General features: G+C 69.8%; 14 protein-coding genes and 1 other RNA gene. 6 read left to right on the plus strand and 9 right to left on the minus strand.

Annotated features, from left to right (window positions below; genetic code table 11):
- Positions 1 to 19: 19 nt before the first annotated feature.
- The 5 genes from OG272_RS19300 (at position 20) to OG272_RS19320 (ending at position 6,467) form a co-directional block, all read left to right on the plus strand.
- Positions 20 to 1,324 carry an extracellular solute-binding protein gene (locus tag OG272_RS19300; protein ID WP_327729456.1) on the plus strand — a complete coding sequence of 435 codons (1,305 nt, stop codon included), beginning with the start codon at positions 20 to 22 and terminating at the stop codon, positions 1,322 to 1,324.
- Entirely contained in the window at positions 1,321 to 2,292 is a 972-nt protein-coding gene (locus OG272_RS19305; RefSeq protein WP_405894194.1) for a carbohydrate ABC transporter permease, read from the plus strand. Before OG272_RS19300 ends, OG272_RS19305 begins: the two co-directional genes overlap by 4 nt.
- On the plus strand, positions 2,289 to 3,110 hold the full coding sequence (locus OG272_RS19310) for a carbohydrate ABC transporter permease (protein WP_326582410.1): 822 nt from the start codon (positions 2,289 to 2,291) through the stop codon (positions 3,108 to 3,110). The genes OG272_RS19305 and OG272_RS19310 overlap by 4 nt, the downstream gene beginning before the upstream one ends.
- 61 nt (positions 3,111 to 3,171) lie before the next feature.
- Positions 3,172 to 5,457 carry an alpha-xylosidase gene (yicI, locus tag OG272_RS19315; RefSeq protein ID WP_405894197.1) on the plus strand — a complete coding sequence of 762 codons (2,286 nt, stop codon included), beginning with the start codon at positions 3,172 to 3,174 and terminating at the stop codon, positions 5,455 to 5,457.
- Positions 5,454 to 6,467: a LacI family DNA-binding transcriptional regulator gene (locus OG272_RS19320; RefSeq protein WP_405894199.1), complete on the plus strand. Its 1,014-nt coding sequence runs from the start codon at positions 5,454 to 5,456 to the stop codon at positions 6,465 to 6,467. The genes yicI and OG272_RS19320 overlap by 4 nt, the downstream gene beginning before the upstream one ends.
- A gap of 100 nt (positions 6,468 to 6,567) precedes the next feature.
- On the opposite strand, the gene ssrA is transcribed toward OG272_RS19320, so the two are convergent.
- The 5 genes from ssrA to ftsE all read right to left on the minus strand — a co-directional run bounded on the left by ssrA (position 6,568) and on the right by ftsE (position 10,653).
- Positions 6,568 to 6,970: a transfer-messenger RNA gene (ssrA, locus tag OG272_RS19325) on the minus strand.
- Positions 6,971 to 7,096: 126 nt separating this feature from the next.
- Positions 7,097 to 7,639, minus strand: a complete 543-nt coding sequence (gene smpB / locus OG272_RS19330) for an SsrA-binding protein SmpB (protein WP_326585803.1) — start codon at positions 7,637 to 7,639, stop codon at positions 7,097 to 7,099.
- A gap of 117 nt (positions 7,640 to 7,756) precedes the next feature.
- Positions 7,757 to 8,944, minus strand: a complete 1,188-nt coding sequence (locus tag OG272_RS19335; RefSeq protein WP_326582404.1) for a S41 family peptidase — start codon at positions 8,942 to 8,944, stop codon at positions 7,757 to 7,759.
- 67 nt (positions 8,945 to 9,011) lie between these two features.
- Positions 9,012 to 9,929: a permease-like cell division protein FtsX gene (gene ftsX, locus OG272_RS19340; protein WP_326582403.1), complete on the minus strand. Its 918-nt coding sequence runs from the start codon at positions 9,927 to 9,929 to the stop codon at positions 9,012 to 9,014.
- Between the two features lie 34 nt (positions 9,930 to 9,963).
- Positions 9,964 to 10,653: a cell division ATP-binding protein FtsE gene (gene ftsE, locus OG272_RS19345; RefSeq protein ID WP_009320785.1), complete on the minus strand. Its 690-nt coding sequence runs from the start codon at positions 10,651 to 10,653 to the stop codon at positions 9,964 to 9,966.
- Positions 10,654 to 10,896: 243 nt separating this feature from the next.
- Here ftsE and OG272_RS19350 point away from each other — a divergent pair, with 243 nt between their 5' ends.
- Positions 10,897 to 11,088, plus strand: coding sequence for a hypothetical protein (locus OG272_RS19350; RefSeq protein WP_326582402.1), 192 nt, complete (start codon positions 10,897 to 10,899; stop codon positions 11,086 to 11,088).
- Between the two features lie 116 nt (positions 11,089 to 11,204).
- Here the strand turns inward: OG272_RS19350 and OG272_RS19355 are convergent, their stop codons facing one another.
- The 4 genes from OG272_RS19355 to OG272_RS19370 all read right to left on the minus strand — a co-directional run bounded on the left by OG272_RS19355 (position 11,205) and on the right by OG272_RS19370 (position 17,234).
- Complete coding sequence (locus OG272_RS19355; RefSeq protein ID WP_405894202.1) at positions 11,205 to 12,104, minus strand: hypothetical protein; 900 nt, start codon at positions 12,102 to 12,104, stop codon at positions 11,205 to 11,207.
- A gap of 311 nt (positions 12,105 to 12,415) precedes the next feature.
- Positions 12,416 to 13,522: a peptide chain release factor 2 gene (gene prfB / locus OG272_RS19360; protein WP_326582400.1), complete on the minus strand. Its 1,107-nt coding sequence runs from the start codon at positions 13,520 to 13,522 to the stop codon at positions 12,416 to 12,418.
- Positions 13,523 to 13,957: 435 nt separating this feature from the next.
- On the minus strand, positions 13,958 to 15,196 hold the full coding sequence (locus OG272_RS19365) for a serine/threonine-protein kinase (protein ID WP_326582399.1): 1,239 nt from the start codon (positions 15,194 to 15,196) through the stop codon (positions 13,958 to 13,960).
- A 316-nt stretch (positions 15,197 to 15,512) separates the two neighbouring features.
- Entirely contained in the window at positions 15,513 to 17,234 is a 1,722-nt protein-coding gene (locus OG272_RS19370) for a protein kinase domain-containing protein (RefSeq protein ID WP_326582398.1), read from the minus strand.
- Positions 17,235 to 17,753 lie beyond the last annotated feature (519 nt).

Here is a 17,753-nt window from a genome sequence, read left to right on the forward strand (position 1 = left end):
ACTCCCTTGGAGGCACAGGATGTCAACGGCACGAAGGCGTGTGACGGCGGTGGCCGCGGCGGCTCTCAGTGGGGCCCTGCTCCTGACCTCCTGCGGCGGTTCGGACAGCGGCGGTGGCGGTGACGGTGACGGCGGGACTCTCCGTCTCTGGCACTACGAGGGCCCCGACAGCGCGATGGGCATTGCCTGGAACGCGGCGATCGAGGAGTTCGAGAGGACCCATCCGGGCGTCGAGGTCGAGTTCGAGGAGAAGGGCTTCGAACAGATCCGCAAGACCGCCCCGATGGTCCTCAACTCCTCCGACGCGCCCGACCTCATGGAGTACAACAAGGGCAACGCGACCGCCGGGCTCCTCTCCAAGCAGGGCCTCCTCACCGACCTCACCGCTGAAGTGAGCGCACGCGGCTGGGACAAGAAGCTCAGCGCGGGCGTCCGCACCACCAGCCAGTACGACGCGGGCGGCGTCATGGGCTCCGGCAAGTGGTACGGGGTGCCGAACTACGCCGAGTACACGATGGTCTTCTACAACAAGGACCTCTTCGAGAAGCACGGCATCTCCGAACCCACCACCCTCGCCGAACTCACCGCCGCCATGGACGAGTTCGTCGACGCGGGCATCACCCCGCTGGCGAACGCCGGCGCCGAGTACATGGCGCAGCAGTACCTGTACCAGCTGGCGCTGAGCAAGGCGGACCGCGCCTGGGTGGACGCGTACGAGCTGTACCAGGGCAAGGCCGACTTCCACGACGCCGCGTGGACGTACGGGGCGGAGACCTTCGCCGACTGGGTGGACAAGGGGTACATCAGCGAGAAGTCGACGGGGACGAAGTCCGAGGACGCGGGCGTCTCCTTCATCCAGGGCAAGGCGCCCATCCTGTTCTCGGGGAGCTGGTGGTACGGCCGGTTCAAGGCGGAGAACACGTTCGACTGGGGCACGTTCCCGTGGCCCGACACGAACCTCACGCTCGGCTCCGGCGGCAACCTCTGGGTCGTCCCGAAGGGCGCGAAGAACAAGGAACTCGCCTACGACTTCATCGACATCACCATGTCGGAGAAGATCCAGAACCTGCTCGGCGACAAGGGCGGCGTCCCGGTCGCCGCGGACCCCGCCGCCATCACCGACCCGCGGGCCAAGGAACTCATCGCCGACTTCAACGCCCTCTCCGAGAAGGACGGCCTGGCCTTCTACCCGGACTGGCCCGTCCCCGGCTTCTACGACGTCCTCGTCTCCGAGACCCAGAAGCTGATGACCGGCAGCGCGGACCCGGACGCCTACCTGGACGCGATCGGGGAGGCCTACGAGAAGGACGTACCGGAGCGGTGACGGTGACCGTGGAGCGAGGGACGACGGTCGGCAAGGAGGGGCGCGCCGGCCGCACGCACCACCCCCGCCGCCCCCGTGACTCCTACGCCCTGTTCCTGCTGCCCGGCGTGCTCGCCTTCTTCGCCGTCGTCATCGTCCCGTTGCTGATGAACACGGGGGTGAGCTTCACCGACTGGCAGGGTGTCGGCAGTCCCCAGTGGTCCGGTCTCGCCAACTACCGGGAGCTGATGGGCGACGCGGACTTCTGGGCGTCGTTCCGGCACAGCCTGTTCATGGTGGTCGCCATGGCCGTCGTACCGACCGGGCTCGGGCTGGTCCTCGCCGCCGCCCTGTTCGACTACGTCGGCAAGCACTTCGGCAGCCGTGTCACCGCGGTCCTCCGTGCCTGCTTCTATCTCCCCCAGGTGCTGCCGATCGCGGTCGCGGGCATCGTCTGGAGCTGGATCCTCGCCCCCGAGAACGGCTCCCTGAACGAGTTGCTGAAGGCGATCGGACTGGGCGGTTGGCAGCAGGACTGGCTCGGCGACCCCGACCTCGCCCTCTACACCGTCATGGCCGTGATGGTGTGGGTGCAGCTCGGCTTCCCGCTGGTCGTCTTCATGGCGGGCCTGCAACGCGTCGACCCGGCGCTGTACGAGGCCGCCGAGCTGGACGGCGCGGGCTGGTGGCGCCGCTTCCGGCACATCACGCTGCCGCAGATCCGCCCCGAGATCCACGTCGTCCTGCTGTGGTGCACGATCGCCGCGCTCAAGGTGTTCGGCGCGGTGTACGTCCTGACGAAGGGCGGCCCCGGCGGCGCCACCGACGTCCCGTCCTACTTCTCCTTCACCACGTTCTTCGAGAAGACCCAGGTCGGCTACGGCGCCGCGATCTCCACCGTCCTGACCGTGATCGTCCTCGCCCTGGCCCTGATCGGCCTGAGGCTCCAGACGCGCGCCGAGGACGCCGAGGAAGGGACACGCGTATGACCGCCGTCCGCCGCTACCCGGTCCTCGTGGCCCTCTGCGTCGCCGCCCTCTTCATGATCGTCCCGTTTCTGATCGTGGCCGTGAACGCGGTGAAGTCCCCGGCGGAGTACTCCCAGGGCGGCCCGCTCAGCCTCCCCGACGGCCTCTACCTCGACGGGCTGAAGGACTTCTGGGAGCGGGTCGACTACAGCCAGAAGCTGTTCAACTCCGTGCTGATCAGCGGATCGGTGGCGGTGCTGGCCGTCGTCCTGTCCGTGCTCAACGCGTACGCGATCGGCATCGGCCGGCTGCGGGGCCGTACCTGGATCCTGGCCTTCTTCGTGCTGGCGAACATGCTGCCGCAGGAGGCGCTGGTCTACCCGGTCTACTTCCTCGCCAAGGAAGCGGGCCTCTACGACACCCGCCTCAGCGTGGTCATCGTCTTCACGGTCGTCCAGGCGGCCTTCGGCACCTACCTCCTCTCCTCCGTCCTCGGGCAGTTCCCCCGCGAGATCGTCGAGGCGGCCCGGATCGACGGCGCGACCAAGTGGCAGGTGCTGTGGCGGATAGTCGTCCCCGTCAGCCGCCCCACCCTCGGCGTGCTGCTGGTCTTCTTCTTCATCTGGACCTGGAACGAGTTCCTGCTCCCCCTGGTCATGCTGATCTCCAACGACAACCAGACCGTGTCGGTGGCCCTGGGCGTCCTCCAGGGCCAGCGCCTGATGGACGCCACGATGACCAACGCGGCGGCCCTGCTCGGCCTGCTCCCCGCTCTCGTGTTCTTCCTCCTCTTCCAGCGCACCCTCACCCGCGGCATCGCCGTGGGAGCCGTGAAGTAAGCCGTGACGTAAGCCGTGACGTAAGCCGTGAAGCAGGCCGTGACGTAAGGAGAACCCCCACATGAAGTTCACCGACGGCTACTGGCTGCTCCGCGAGGGCGTCACCGCCGCCCACCCGGTCGAGGTCCTCGACGTCACCGCCACGGACGGCGGCGCCCTGGAGGTGCACGCCCCGACCCAGCCCATCCGCCACCGCGGCGACCTGCTGAAGGGACCGGTCGTGACGATCAGCGCCCACGCGCCGATGCCCGACGTCATCGGCGTCACGTTCACCCACTTCGAGGGCGAACGGCCCCGCGGCCCGCAGTTCGAGCTGACGACCGAGGAGTTCACCCCGCACACCTCGTACGACGACGAGCACGCCACCCTCACCGCCGGAGAGCTGTCGGTCCGCGTGTCCCGGACCGGCCCCTGGCACGTCGACTTCCTCGCCCACGGCCGCACGCTCACCACCAGCGGCCCCAAGTCGATGGGCATCATGCGCGAGGCGTCCGGCGCCCACTACCTCCGCGAGCAACTGGGCCTCGGCGTCGGGACCTCGGTGTACGGCCTCGGCGAACGCTTCGGCCCGCTCGTCAAGAACGGCCAGGTCGTCGACGTCTGGAACGCGGACGGCGGCACCGCCACCGAACAGGCCTACAAGAACGTGCCGTTCTACCTCACCGACGCGGGCTACGGCGTCTTCGTCGACCACCCCGGCAAGGTGTCCTTCGAGGTCGCCTCGGAGGTCGTGTCGAGGGTCCAGTTCAGCGCGGAGACCCAGCAGTTGACGTACTACGTCATCTACGGCCCGTCCCCGAAGGAGATCCTCCGCAAGTACACGGCCCTCACCGGCCGCCCGGCCCTGCCGCCCGCCTGGTCGTTCGGCCTGTGGCTGTCGACCTCCTTCACCACCTCCTACGACGAGGAGACGGTGACCTCCTTCATCGAGGGCATGCGGGAGCGCCGCCTCCCCCTGTCCGTCTTCCACTTCGACTGTTTCTGGATGCGCGAGTTCCAGTGGTGCGACTTCGAGTGGGATCCCCGCGTCTTCCCCGACCCGGAGGGCATGCTGGACCGGCTCAAACGCCGTGGCCTGCGGATCTCCGTCTGGATCAACCCGTACATCGCGCAGCGTTCCCCGCTGTTCGCGGAGGGCAGGGACCTCGGCCATCTCCTGCGCCGACCGGACGGCGGCGTCTGGCAGTGGGACCTCTGGCAGCCCGGCATGGCCCTGGTCGACTTCACCAGCCCGGCGGCCCGCGCGTGGTACGCCTCGAAGCTGGAGGCGCTGCTCGCCCAGGGCGTCGACTGCTTCAAGACCGACTTCGGCGAGCGGGTCCCCCTGGACGTGGCCTGGTCCGACGGCACGGACCCCGAGCGGATGCACAACTACTACACCTACCTCTACAACCGCACGGTCTTCGACGTCCTGCGCAAACACCGGGGCGAGGGCGAGGCGGTGCTCTTCGCCCGCTCGGCGACGGTCGGCAGCCAGCGCTTCCCCGTCCACTGGGGCGGCGACTGCGAGTCCACGTACGAGTCGATGGCCGAGTCCCTGCGGGGCGGGCTGTCGCTGGGGCTGTCGGGCTTCGGGTACTGGAGCCACGACATCGGCGGTTTCGAGGGCACCCCCTCCCCCGCGCTCTTCAAACGCTGGATCGCCTTCGGCCTGCTCTCCTCCCACAGCCGCCTGCACGGCTCGTCCTCGTACCGGGTCCCCTGGCTCTTCGACGACGAATCGGTGGACGTCCTACGGACGTTCACACGCCTCAAGCTCAGCCTGATGCCCTACCTCTACGAGGCCGCGCGCACGGCCCACACCGAGGGCGTGCCGATGATGCGCGCGATGGTGCTGGAGTTCCCGGACGACCCGGGCTGCGCGCATCTGGAGCGCCAGTACATGCTCGGCCCCGACCTCCTCGTGGCGCCCGTCCTCAACGACGAGGGCGACGTCACGTACTACGTCCCCGAGGGCACCTGGACCCGCTTCCCGGCCGGCGACACGGTCACCGGCCCCCGCTGGGTCCGCGAACACCACGACTTCACCAGCGTGCCGCTCCTGGTCCGTCCGGGCGCCGTCGTCCCGGTCGGCGCGGTGACGGACCGCCCGGACTACGACCACGCCGACGGGGTCACCCTGCACGCGTACGGCCTCGCGCACGGCGCCCAGGTGACGGTGCCGGTGGGCGACGTGACCTTCACCGTCGTACGGGAGGGGAACGTGCTGCGGGCGTCGTGCGGCGACCCGAGGGCACCCTGGGGGCTCGCGGCCGGCGACCGTGAGGTCCGGGCGGAGGCGGGTACGGGTTTTCTGACGATGGACCTGGACGGGGAGTCGGACCCCGTGGGAACGAGGTCGGTGTGACGGTGAAGATCACGGATGTGGCCCGGCACGCGGGCGTCTCCCCCAGCACCGTCTCGTACGCCCTGAGCGGCAAGCGGCCGATCTCGGCGGAGACGCGGGAGCGGGTCGAGGCGTCCATCCGAGAGCTGGGTTACCGTCCGCACGCGGGCGCCCGGGCCCTGGCCAGCAGCAAGTCGAACGTGCTGGCGATGGTGGTGCCCTTACGGGCCGGGATCCATGTGCCGGTGGTCATGCAGTTCGCGGTCTCGGCCGTCACGACGGCCCGCGCACACGACCACGACGTCCTGCTGTTGACGCAGGAGGAGGGCGAGGAGGGCCTGCGGCGGGTCGCGGACTCGGCCCTGGTGGACGCGCTGATCGTGATGGACGTCCAACTCCACGACCCCAGGCTGCCGTTGCTGCGCACGCTGGACCGCCCGTCGGTACTGATCGGCTTCCCCGCCGACCCCTCCGGCCTGACCTGCATAGACCTGGACTTCAAGACGGCGGGCGAGCTCTGCGTGGAGCATCTGGCCGGCCTGGGCCACCGTGTGGTGGGCCTGATCGGCTCCCCGCCCGAGGTCTACGTCCGCCAGACGTCCTTCGCCCAGCGCGTCGTCCAGGGCTTCACCTCCGCCGCCACCCGCAACGGCATGGCCTCCACGGTCCACCCCTGCGAGGCCACCCCCGCCGCTGCCCGCGCGGTCGCGGAACGCCTCCTGCGCGAACAACCGGCCCTCACGGGCGTGGTCATCCACAACGAGGCGATCCTGGACCCCCTCGTGGATGCCTTCGAGCACCTGGGACTGCGCGTCCCGGCCGATCTCTCGATCACGGCCCTCTGCCCGGACGACCTCGCCACGAACCTCCGCGTCCCCCTCACCTCCATCGCCATCCCGGCGGCGGAGGTGGGCGAGCAGGCGGTCGCCCTCCTGATGAAGAAGCTGGACGGCGTGCCGGTACCGCAGGCGACCCTGCTCCCGCCCCGGCTGACCGTCCGGGCGAGCACGGCCCGCCGGGTGACCGAATGACCGGGTGACGGGTGACCGGGTGACGGGTGAGCGGGTGACGGGTGCGGACATGACGAAAGCCCCGCTGCGGTGTCGCAGCGGGGCCTCGCCCACATGGGAATTGTGGAGATGGCGGGAATCGAACCCGCGTCCAACGGTGAGGAATCAGGGCTTCTCCGTGTGCAGTTCGCTGTGATTTTCTCAGCCCCGGCGATCACGCGAACAAGTCGCCGACGGGCTCAGTCACTGTTAGATTTCCCTCTTCACCCCGTGACCGGGATCAAGGTTTAGTCCCCTAGCTGATGCCAGGATCCGGGTCGGGAACACTCCCGGGCTGACACTCCCTTGAGTAAGGAGCAGTCGCTTCGCTACCTGAGATCAGGCGGCGAGAGAGAACTGCTGCTTGGGAGAATCGCTGTTGGAATTGGCGATTATTTTTTTCGGCCTGTGGTTTACGAGATCGTGGCCGCTTCCTCGACACGCTTCCCCTGGTTCGACATCCGCTGTCGAAACCGATCATCCCCATGTTGTTTTTTCAATCCCTCCGAGGAGGGGGTGTGCACCCGCTGTGAGGTGCGGATGCCATCGTACGTGACCAACGCGAGCGCATGCCACCGTATTCCCCGTGCCGCGCCCGCACGCCCCGCACGCTAGGCGCGCTGCTTCCGCTTCGCCGCCGCGATCGCGCGGTCCGACTCCCGCCGGTCCTGCTGTTCCCGCAGGGTCTGCCGCTTGTCGTACTCCTTCTTGCCGCGTGCGAGAGCGATCTCGGCCTTCGCCCGGCCGTCCTTGAAGTACAGCGCGAGGGGCACGATCGTGTGACCCGTCTCCTGCGCCTTGGCCTCCAGCTTGTCGATCTCCTCGCGGTGCAGGAGCAGCTTGCGCTTGCGGCGCGCGGAGTGGTTGGTCCAGCTGCCCTGGTGGTACTCGGGGATGTGGGCGTTGTGCAGCCACGCCTCGCCCCGGTCGATCTGGACGAAGCCGTCGGACAGCGAGGTCCGTCCTTCGCGCAGCGACTTGACCTCCGTGCCCGTCAGCACGAGGCCCGCCTCGTAGGTGTCGATGATCGCGTAGTCGTGCCGGGCCTTCTTGTTCTGGGCGACGATCTTGCGCTTGCCGCCCTTCTCGCCGTCCCGGCCGCTCTTGGCGGCCGTCCCGCCCTGCTTGGGCTGGGATTCCTTCGGTACGTACATTCCCTTGCTCATAGTGCCGTCCATTTTCGCACTACGCAGGGGGTCCGCGGGAAGCCGATTAACGGGAGCGGCGCCCAGGGGGCACGTACCCGGGTCGACGGAGGCGGTTAGCGCCCTTCACTGCCCGAGGCCGCTCAGTACCGTCTCGGCCCGCTGGAGGGCGTCCTCGTCCGCCTCCAGGTCGGGGGTGATGCCACGGCCGTCGACACCGCGGCCGGAGGGGGTGCGGTAGTGGCCGACGGTCAGTTCGGCGACGGAGCCGTCGGGGAGGCGGCTCGGCATCTGCACCGAGCCCTTGCCGAAGGTGCGGGAGCCCACGACCACCGCGCGTCCCCGGTCCTGGAGGGCTCCGGTGAGCAGCTCGGCCGCGCTCATCGTGCCGCCGTCGACGAGCGCGACCAGGGGTCTGGTGGTGTCGCCGCCGGCTTCGGCGTGCAGGGCCTGCTGCTCGCCGTTGACGTCGTACGTGGCGACGAGGCCGCCGTCGAGGAAGGCGGAGGCGGCGGTGACGGCCTCGGAGACCAGGCCGCCGGAGTTGCCGCGAAGGTCGAGGACGAAGCCGGCGGCGTCGGCGGACTGCTCGACGGCGGCTCGTACGAGATCGCCGGAGCCCTTGGTGAACGCGTCGACCGTGATGACGTCGACCCCGCCCGCGGTGTGGCTCACGGTCACGTCCTCGGTGGAGAGGCGGGCCCGGCGCAGGGTCTCGTGCCAGGTCCGGGTGCCGCGCTGCAGCCCCAGCGACACCTCCGTACCGGCGGCCGCGCTCTCGGAGGGCTCGGTGCCCCCGTCGATCGCGTCGCCGCGGAGTAACGAGACGACCTCGGTGACCGGGCGGCCGTCGACCTTCTCGCCGTCGACGCTGACGAGCCGGTCGCCCGCACGGATCCCGGCGCCCGCCGCGGGCGAGCCGCCCTGCACGCGCGTCACCTCTATACGGCCGTCGCGCTCCCGCCGCGTCCAGAGGCCGACGCCGGTGTACTCGCCGTCGAGGGCCTCCTCGAACTGCTCGTACTCGCCCTCGGAGTAGACCGCGCCCCACCGGTCGCCGCTGCGGCTGACGGCACGCTCGGCGGCCTCCACGGGGGACTTGCCCTCGGCCATGGCCTCGGCGGCGGCGTCGGCGACGTCCTGCTCCTTGTCGGCCGGGGCGGAGCGGGAGGGGGTGGCGGCCGTCATCATGCCGTGCGGATCGCCGAAGGAGCCGGTCGCGGCGCCCGTGGCGAGCACGCTCGCGAAGACCAATGTCAGGGCGGCCCCGCGGCCGATGCGGCGGGGCTGGGAGAACAGGTCGCGGCCTGACATGTCGGCGAGTCTAGGACAACGCGAAGGGCCGCACCGGCCCTTGCCGGTACGGCCCCAGGGGCGTGCGTCACACCTTCAGGTACTTGCGCAGCGCGACGAAAGCGGCCAACGCCGGCATCAGGAAGCTCACCGTGAGGATGAGCGGCAGCTTGACGAGGACCGCGTCCCAGCCGACGAAATTGATCAGCGGCAGGTTCGTGGAGAGTGAGACCCCGTTGTCGATCACGAAGTACTGCCCGAGGAGCAGGAAGGCACAGGCGACCGTGCCGCCGATGATCCCGGCGACCGCGGCCTCCATGATGAACGGCGCCTGGATGTAGAAGCCCGAGGCGCCCACCAGCCGCATGATCCCGATCTCACGACGACGGCTGAACGCCGAGACACGCACCGTGTTGACGATCAGCAGCAGCGCCACGATCAGCATGACCGCCATCACACCGCGCGCCGCCAGGTTCAGGTACCCGAGCAGCCGGAACAGGTTGTCCAGGATGCCCTTCTGGTCCTGCACCGACTGCACGCCGTCACGGCCGTTGAAGGCGCTCGCGATGACCTGGTACTTCTCCGGGTCCTTCAGCTTGATGCGGTACGACTCCTGCATCTGGTCCGGGGTGAGGCTGCTGGCCAGCGGGGAGTCGCCGAACTGCTCCTTGTAGTGCTTGTACGCCTGGTCCTGCGACTCGTAGGCGACGCTGTCGACGACCGACATCTTCCCCAGATCGGACTTGATCTGGTTCTTCTGCTCGGTCGTGACCGCGCCCTTGGCGCAGTTGGGGTCGGACTCCGCGTCGCTCTTGTTGCAGAGGAACACCGACACGTTGACCTTGTCGTACCAGTAGCCCTTCATCTGGCTGACCTGGTCGCTCATGAGCAGCGATCCGCCGAACAGGGCGAGGGAGAGGGCGACGGAGACGATGACCGCGAAGGTCATCGTGAGGTTGCGGCGGAGACCGACACCGATCTCCGAGAGGACGAACTGGGCGCGCATGGCGTCTCGCTGAGCCTTTCCGTGGACTGTGCGGTCAGTGCTGGTAGCCGTAGACGCCGCGCGCCTGGTCGCGGACGAGGCGGCCCTTCTCCAGCTCGATGACGCGCTTGCGCATCTGGTCCACGATGTTCTGGTCGTGGGTCGCCATCACCACGGTGGTGCCCGTCCGGTTGATCCGGTCGAGCAGCTTCATGATGCCGACGGAGGTCTGCGGGTCGAGGTTGCCGGTGGGCTCGTCCGCGATCAGCAGCTTGGGCCGGTTCACGAAGGCCCGCGCGATGGCCACGCGCTGTTGCTCACCGCCGGACAGCTCGCCCGGCATCCGCTCCTCCTTGCCGCCCAGGCCGACCAGCTCCAGCACCTGCGGCACGGACTTGCGGATCTCGCCGCGCGACTTGCCGATGACCTCCTGGGCGAAGGCGACGTTCTCGCCGACCGTCTTGTTCGGCAGCAGCCGGAAGTCCTGGAACACCGTCCCGAGCTGGCGGCGCATCTGCGGCACCTTCCAGTTGGACAGGCGCGCGAGATCCTTGCCCAGGACGTGCACCTGGCCCTGGCTGCACCGCTCCTCCCGGAGGATCAGCCGCAGGAAAGTGGACTTTCCTGAGCCGGAGGACCCCACGAGGAACACGAACTCGCCCTTCTCGACCTCCAGGGACACATCCCTGAGTGCGGGGCGGGTCTGCTTGGGGTAGACCTTGGACACGTTGTCGAATCGGATCACGGATGCACCACAAGCCGTCGGGAATGGATGGACGAGACTGTACCGCCCCCGGCCCGGTACGGGGCGCGGGGAACCGTGCGACAGGCCCCCACCGGCCCGCGGCCGCACGACGAGGGGCGACCACCGCAATTTCGAGGCGCCCGCGCAACCTCCGCGGGAACCTGGCACAGTGGGGTAGAGGAACGGTTCGGTTCCGCTAGGCGTTGGGGTTTGTGTGAGGCCATTGCAAGGAGGGCGAGGCGCATGACGTACGACCGGTTGGTGTGCGCGAACTGCGCGTCCCCCGTCGCCGAGGGCCGCTGCCATGTGTGCCGGGCGAGCCGCGAGCGACTCCAGCAGGAGAACCCCTTCGCGAACCTGAGCCCCATGACCCTGATCGCCCTCCTGGCGATCCTCATAACCGCGGTGGCACTGCTGGCGCACCAGACGGCATAGGACGCCCGCCGGCACAGGACACACGGCAGGACATACGGCAGGACATACGACGAGGCCCGGGGCTGGCTGCCCCGGGCCTCGCGTACTCATGTGTGGCTGTGCCTGACCGCGAGCGGTCAGGCGGCGGCGCCGCGGCCGACCATGAGGCGCGGCAGCAGACGGAAGCCGATCCCGCCGGCGATCATCGTGGCGGCGCCGACCAGCAGGAACGTGGTCTCGGCGGCACCCGTCTCGGCCAGCTCGCCGCTGCCGGCGCCCTGAGCCTCGGTCTCCGAGCCGGTGTCCGTGAGGGCCGAGGAGCCCTCCTGCTGGACGACCTCGTCGTTGCCGCCGTCGGGGTCGGTGCCACCGGAGGTGGAGCCGCCGTCGGTGGAGCCGCCGGTGGAGTCGTCACCGCCGGTGGAGTCGTCGCCACCGGTCGAGCTGTTGCCGCCGGTGGAGCTGTTGCCACCGGTGGAGCTGTTGCCACCGGTCGAGCTGTTGCCGCCGGTGGTGCCCGTGGTACCAGTCGTACCGGTCGTGCCCGTGGTGCCGGTGGTACCAGTCGTGCCGGTCGTGCCCGTGGTACCAGTCGTGCCGGTGGTACCCGTGGTGCCAGTCGTACCCGTGGTGCCAGTCGTGCCCGTGGTGCCAGTCGTGCCCGTCGTACCGGTGGTACCAGTCGTGCCGGTGGTACCCGTGGTGCCAGTCGTACCCGTGTCGCCGGACGTACCCGTGGTACCAGTCGTACCCGTGGTACCAGTCGTGCCGGTGGTACCCGTGTCGCCGGACGTACCCGTGGTACCAGTCGTACCCGTGGTGCCGGTCGTCGCACCGATGATGGTGTTGCCCTCGGTGTCGTTGCCGGTCTGGACCGAGACACCGGCTTCGACCGAACCACCGTCGTCGGTGCTGACACCCACGCCGACACCGAGGTCCAGCGCCGAAGCGGCACCCGCGGCGGTCAGTGAGGCGCCTGCGGCGATCACGGCCCCCGCGGCTATTCGCGCCACGCGGATCCGCGTCTTCTTCGTCATATGGCTGCTACCCCCAGTAGCTCATCAGTAAATGGAGCAGAGCGCCCGGGACCGCGATCGACGGGAGCAGTCGGTTGATTCGAAGTCCCCCGGTTCACATGCACCCCGGTAATGCGCATGCCACACGCCAGCCTTCCCAGTTTTCGCAGCAACGTCAAGGTCGTTGCGTACGCGATGTCCCGTTCACCGCATTTGACCTCGGCAACGACATGTGAGTGTGACGTAAGACCCAGACATCCCCACACAGACAAGGCAACTGTCTTCCACTGGAAGGCAGTTGCCTTGTCGACAAAGCGCTGAATTCGGCCGCCCTACTTCTCCTGCTGCTTGCGCCAGCGAATTCCGGCCTCCAGGAAGCCATCGATCTCGCCATTGAACACGGCCTCGGGGTTGCCGACTTCGTGGTCGGTGCGGAGGTCCTTGACCATCTGGTACGGGTGCAGGACGTACGAACGCATCTGGTTGCCCCAGGAGTTGCCGCCGTCGCCCTTGAGCGCATCCATCTTGGCCTGCTCCTCCTGCCGGCGCCGGTCGAGGAGCTTCGCCTGGAGGACGTTCATCGCGGACGCCTTGTTCTGGATCTGCGACCGCTCGTTCTGACAGGAGACGACGATGCCCGTGGGGAGGTGGGTGAGCCGGACCGCGGAGTCGGTGGTGTTGACGCCCTGGCCGCCGGGCCCGGACGACCGGTAGACGTCCACCCGCAGCTCGGACTCGTCGATCTCGATGTGGTCCGTCGTCTCGACCACGGGCAGGATCTCGACACCGGCGAAGGAGGTCTGGCGCCGCCCCTGGTTGTCGAAGGGCGAGATACGGACGAGCCGGTGCGTGCCCTGCTCGACGGAGAGCGTGCCGTAGGCGTACGGCACCTGGACGGCGAAGGTGGTGGACTTGATGCCCGCCTCCTCCGCGTACGAGGTCTCGTAGACCTCGGTCTTGTAGCCCTTCTGCTCCGCCCAGCGCAGGTACATCCGCTGCAGCTTCTCGGCGAAGTCGGCGGCGTCGACGCCGCCGGCCTCGGCGCGGATGTTGACGAGGGCCTCGCGGGAGTCGTACTCGCCGGACAGGAGCGTGCGAACCTCCATCTCGTCCAGCGCCTTCCGGACGGAGGCCAGCTCCGACTCGGCCTCCGCGCGGGTGTCCGGGTCGTCCTCCTCCTCGGCCATCTCGAAGAGCACACCGAGGTCGTCGATGCGACCGCGCAGCGCCTCCGCCTTCCGGATCTCGGCCTGGAGGTGGGAGAGCTTGCTGGTGATCTTCTGCGCCTCGTCCGGGTTGTCCCACAGGGACGGCGCGGCTGCCTGCTCCTCGAGCACGGCGACGTCTGCCCTCAGCTTGTCGAGGTCCAAAACGGCCTCGATCGACTCCATGGTCGAGGAGAGGGACTTCAGCTCTTCGGATACATCGACGACTGCCACGCCCCCAGCCTAACGGCTCCGCCGGGCGAGCCATGCGGGGTGCGCCCCCGCCGGGCCCTTGCCCCGGGGCTCCCGCCGGGTGGGTTCGTCGACTGCGGGTGAGTGGGGGCTGATCGCGCAGTTCCCCGCGCCCCTGAAAAGCAGGGGCTGCGCCCCATTGCTTCCGGCTTGCTTTCGGCTTGCTTCCGGCTTACTTCCGGCCCGAAGGCCCGTCGCCTTCCAGGGCCGCAGGGCCTGGTCTTTCAGGCCCGCAGGGTCGTGGACTTTCCAGGGCGGCCGCAGGGCCGTGGACTTTCCAGGGCCGCAGGGCCGCGGACTTTCCAGGCCCGCAGGGGCCTGGGCTTTTAGGGGCGCGGGGAACTGCGCGACCAGCCCCCACCGAACCCGCACCCGCCAACGAACCGCACCGCCCGAGCTATGAGGCGCCCGAAGCACTCAAGGGTTCCCAGGGGCCGAATTCTTCGTGTCGGACGGCGCCCCGCCGTCCTCGTCCCCGGACGTCGCCGCCCACGCCCCCATCCCCACCGCAGCGATCAACGCCACCGCCGCCGCGCCCAACGTGATCCGCCGCCGCCGAACCGCACTCCCCCGGTTCCGCGCGGACCCCGGCCGAGGCGCTCCCGCCGCCCGGGGCACCCGCGCCGTCCCCCGCGCGCCCCCCGCCAGCTCGTCCGGCCCCGGCACCCGCATCGACGTGTGCGTGTCCCGGTTGGAGTCCGGCTTGGCCCCCGGCACCAGCGGCACCGCCCCCCGCCGCACCCGCTCCCGCGGCGCCTCCGCCTCGGCGGGCGCCTCCTCGTACTCGTCCCCGGACTCCGTCCCGGGCTCGTCGACGTCCAGCGGCGGCATCCCCGCCAGCAACGGCAGCTGTTCCCGCAACCGCGCCGCCAGCTCGGACGCCCGCAACCGCGAGGCCGGCGCCTTGGCGAGGCACTGCACGAGCAGCTGCCACAGCTCCTCGGGGATGCCGGGCAGCGGGACGACGGTCTCGGTGACGTGGCGGCGCAGCACGGCGCCGGGGTGCCCGCCGCCGAACGGCGTGAACCCGGCCAGCAGCTCGTACAGCACGGTCGCGAGGGCGTAGATGTCCACGGCCGCACGGGGCGGCAGGCCCTCGACGATCTCGGGGGCGAGATAGTCCGGCGTACCGATGATCTTCGTGGCGCGGGTGCGGCGAGGGGAATCGATCAGCTTGGCGACACCGAAGTCGGTCAGGAGTGCCGGGTGCGCGCCGCCCGGGCCCAGCGGGCCCTGCATGTCCAGCAGCACGTTCTCCGGCTTCACGTCCCGGTGGACGACCCCGGCCGCGTGCGCCGCCGCCAGGCCGTCGGCGATGTCGGCCACTATGGCGACCGCGGCCTCGGGGGCCATGCGCCGCTCCCGGTCCAGACGGGTGCGCAGGTCCGTGCCCCGGACGAGGTCCATGACGAGGGCGAGGTCGTTGCCGTCGACGACGAGGTCGCGTACGGAGACCACGTTCGGGTGGTCGAGGCCCAGCAGCGCGGTGCGCTCCTGGACGAAACGGCTGACGAGTTCCTGGTCGGACGAGAGGTCCTCGCGCAGCAGCTTGATGGCGACGGGGCCCTCCGGGCCCTCACCCAGCCACACCGTGCCGGCGCTGCCCCGCCCCAGAATCTGGTTCGCGGTGTACCGGCTTCCGATCTTCCGTCCCAAGACTGCTCCTACAGGCCGCGTGTTGGCGACAAAGCTACGCGCCCCGGGCCCCAACCTTCACCGCCGAGGCGGAAATCACCCCTCAGATATCGACAAATCCCCAACCCCGGCGACGAGACACCACCAACCGCACCACGCGGGCATGCCAAGGCCGTGGGTGACTGTGCCCCTTCACGGGCGCGGGGAAGAGCGCCCACAGCCGCTCACAACCGTCGCCGAAGCCGAAGCCGAGGTCCAGGCGGGGTCGGGGTCGGGGTCGGGGTCGACGTCGGATCAGGCGCGGGTCATTGCCCGGGGCTCGACCCCCGGGCCCGCGTCACCGGCCCGTGCCGTTGTCCAGTTCGCGGACCCACTTGCCCACGTCGCCGACCCAGTCCGTGAGCTGGCCCCACCAGCTCTGGCCAGTGCCGATCCACCCCTGGAGGGGTGTGAACTCCCAGATCAGCCAGCCTCCGACAAGGAAGAGGACGATCATGAAGAGGCAGCCCTTGAGGCAGCCGAGGCCCGGGATCCGCATCGGGTTGGCGCTGCGCTGACGCGGCTCGCGCGGCGGCCGGGGCTCACGCTGGGGCCGGGGCGCGGGCTGCTGGGGCTGCGGCGCCGGCGCGTGCCGCTGCGGCTGCCGACGCTGAGGCTGCTGCGGCGGCGGGGGCGCCGGGGCGTACGGCTGTTGCTGCTGCGGGTGGCCGTACCCCTGGCCGGGGCCGCCCTGCGGCGGGCGCTGCTGCCTGCGCGGCGGCTGCTGCGGAGGCTGCTGGGGCTGCTGCGGGCGGCCCGCCTGCCGCTGGGGGCGGCGGCGCAGCGGGTCCTCGCTGGGGTCGAGGTACTGGACCTGGGTCTGCTCGTTGCGGTCGCGGGCCGCGCGGAGCTGGTTCTGCCAGGGGTGGGGCTGCTCGGGCTGCTGCCCGCCCGGGTCGTGCGGCGGCACCGGCGGCATGACGGAGGTCGGGTCGGCGCCGGACGTGTGCGGGAGCACGGTCGTGGGGTCGCCCGAGCCCGCGGGGCCCGAGGTGTGCGGGAGCACGCTGGTCGCGCCGTTCGGGTCGTACGAACCGGCGCCGTGCGGCAGCACCTGCGTCGGGTCGGCGGAGCCGAACGGCTCGGGGGCGCCCGGCACCTGCGCGGGCGCCGGGTCGGGGGCGAGGATGTGGCCCACGCCCTCGGCGGCGGCGATCTGCATGGAGTTCGCGTGCACACCGACGCCCTCGGCGACGATGCGGAGCGCGCGGGCGAGGTTGACGGCGCTGGGCCGCTCGCGCGGGTTCTTGCGCAGGCAGCGCTCGATGACCGTCCACAGCGGGTCGGGGACGGTGGACGGGCGGCGCGGCTCGGCGCTGAGGTGCTGGTGCAGGACTTCGAGCGCGGACTGGCCGTTGAACGGCGGGCGCCCGGTGACCAGTTCGTACATCAGGATGCCGGCGCCGTAGATGTCGACGGCGGAGGTCTGCGGCTGGCCCTCGGCGGACTCGGGGGCGACGTACGCGGGCGTGCCGACGAACTCGCTGGTCCGGGTCAGCCCCGGGGAGTCGGCGAGGCGGGCGATGCCGAAGTCGGTCAGCATCGGGTGCATCTGGCCGCCGTCCTGCTTGAGCAGCACGTTGGCGGGCTTCAGGTCGCGGTGGACGACGCCGTCGGCGTGGCTGGCGGCGAGCGCGTCGGCGATCTGCGCGGTGAGCAGGGACGCGCCGACGGGCGTGAAGGGACCGTTCTCGCGGAGGTAGCGGTGCAGGTCGGGGCCCTCGACCAGGTCCATGACCAGCGCCAGCAGATCACCCTCGACCACGAGGTCCCGCACCCGCACGACGTTCGGATGGGTGAGCCGGAGCAGCACGGAGCGCTCCCGCAGGAACCGCATCACGATGTCCGCGTCGCTCGCGAGCTCCTCCTTGAGGACCTTGATCGCCACGGTCTCGCCGGGGTGCCCGGGCACCGCCGCCTCGGCCCCCGCGGTCTCCCGCTGGCGGGCGCGCCAGACGGTGCCTGTGGCGCCGCGTCCAATCGGCTCCTCAAGGAGGTACTTGCTCCCTACCGGCCGCACGTCATGCGCTCCCTGTTGCTTGCTTGCCTGGTCACGCCCTGGAGTTCCGCGGACGTTCCGACCCACTGTAGTGCGGCCGTCCTCGGTACCGGGCTGTCCTCTTCCTGACTCTTCCCGCCCGCTTTGCTGTGACTTGGTCCGACTTGCTGTGTGCTGCCTGTCGGTGTCCGTGTCCGCGAGTACGTACGGGTACCCGTGTGCGTTCGATGGAAAGACGCTCACCCGTGGGCGGTTGGTTGCCGGACACGGACGTACGGGGTTCCGGATACGGGCGTGCCCCGTCCCTGATGCGGACGCGACCGATCCCGAATGCGGACGCGAGGCGGACGTGACCGATCTCAAGTGATCAACTGGCGGGCACTGGTCAGGCACTTTTGGGGGCAGAGCCGACCAATCAAGATCACTTGACGGTGGGCGACGGGCGTGTTGTCAGTGGCAGGTGCGAGGATGCCTCCAGTACTGGCCGACGTGCCCGTGAGCGGTGGGGGAAGTCTGCGGTGGGGACCGCGCAGTCTCGTC

The organism is Streptomyces sp. NBC_00104 (genome assembly GCF_045160825.1).
GTDB lineage: Bacteria > Actinomycetota > Actinomycetes > Streptomycetales > Streptomycetaceae > Streptomyces.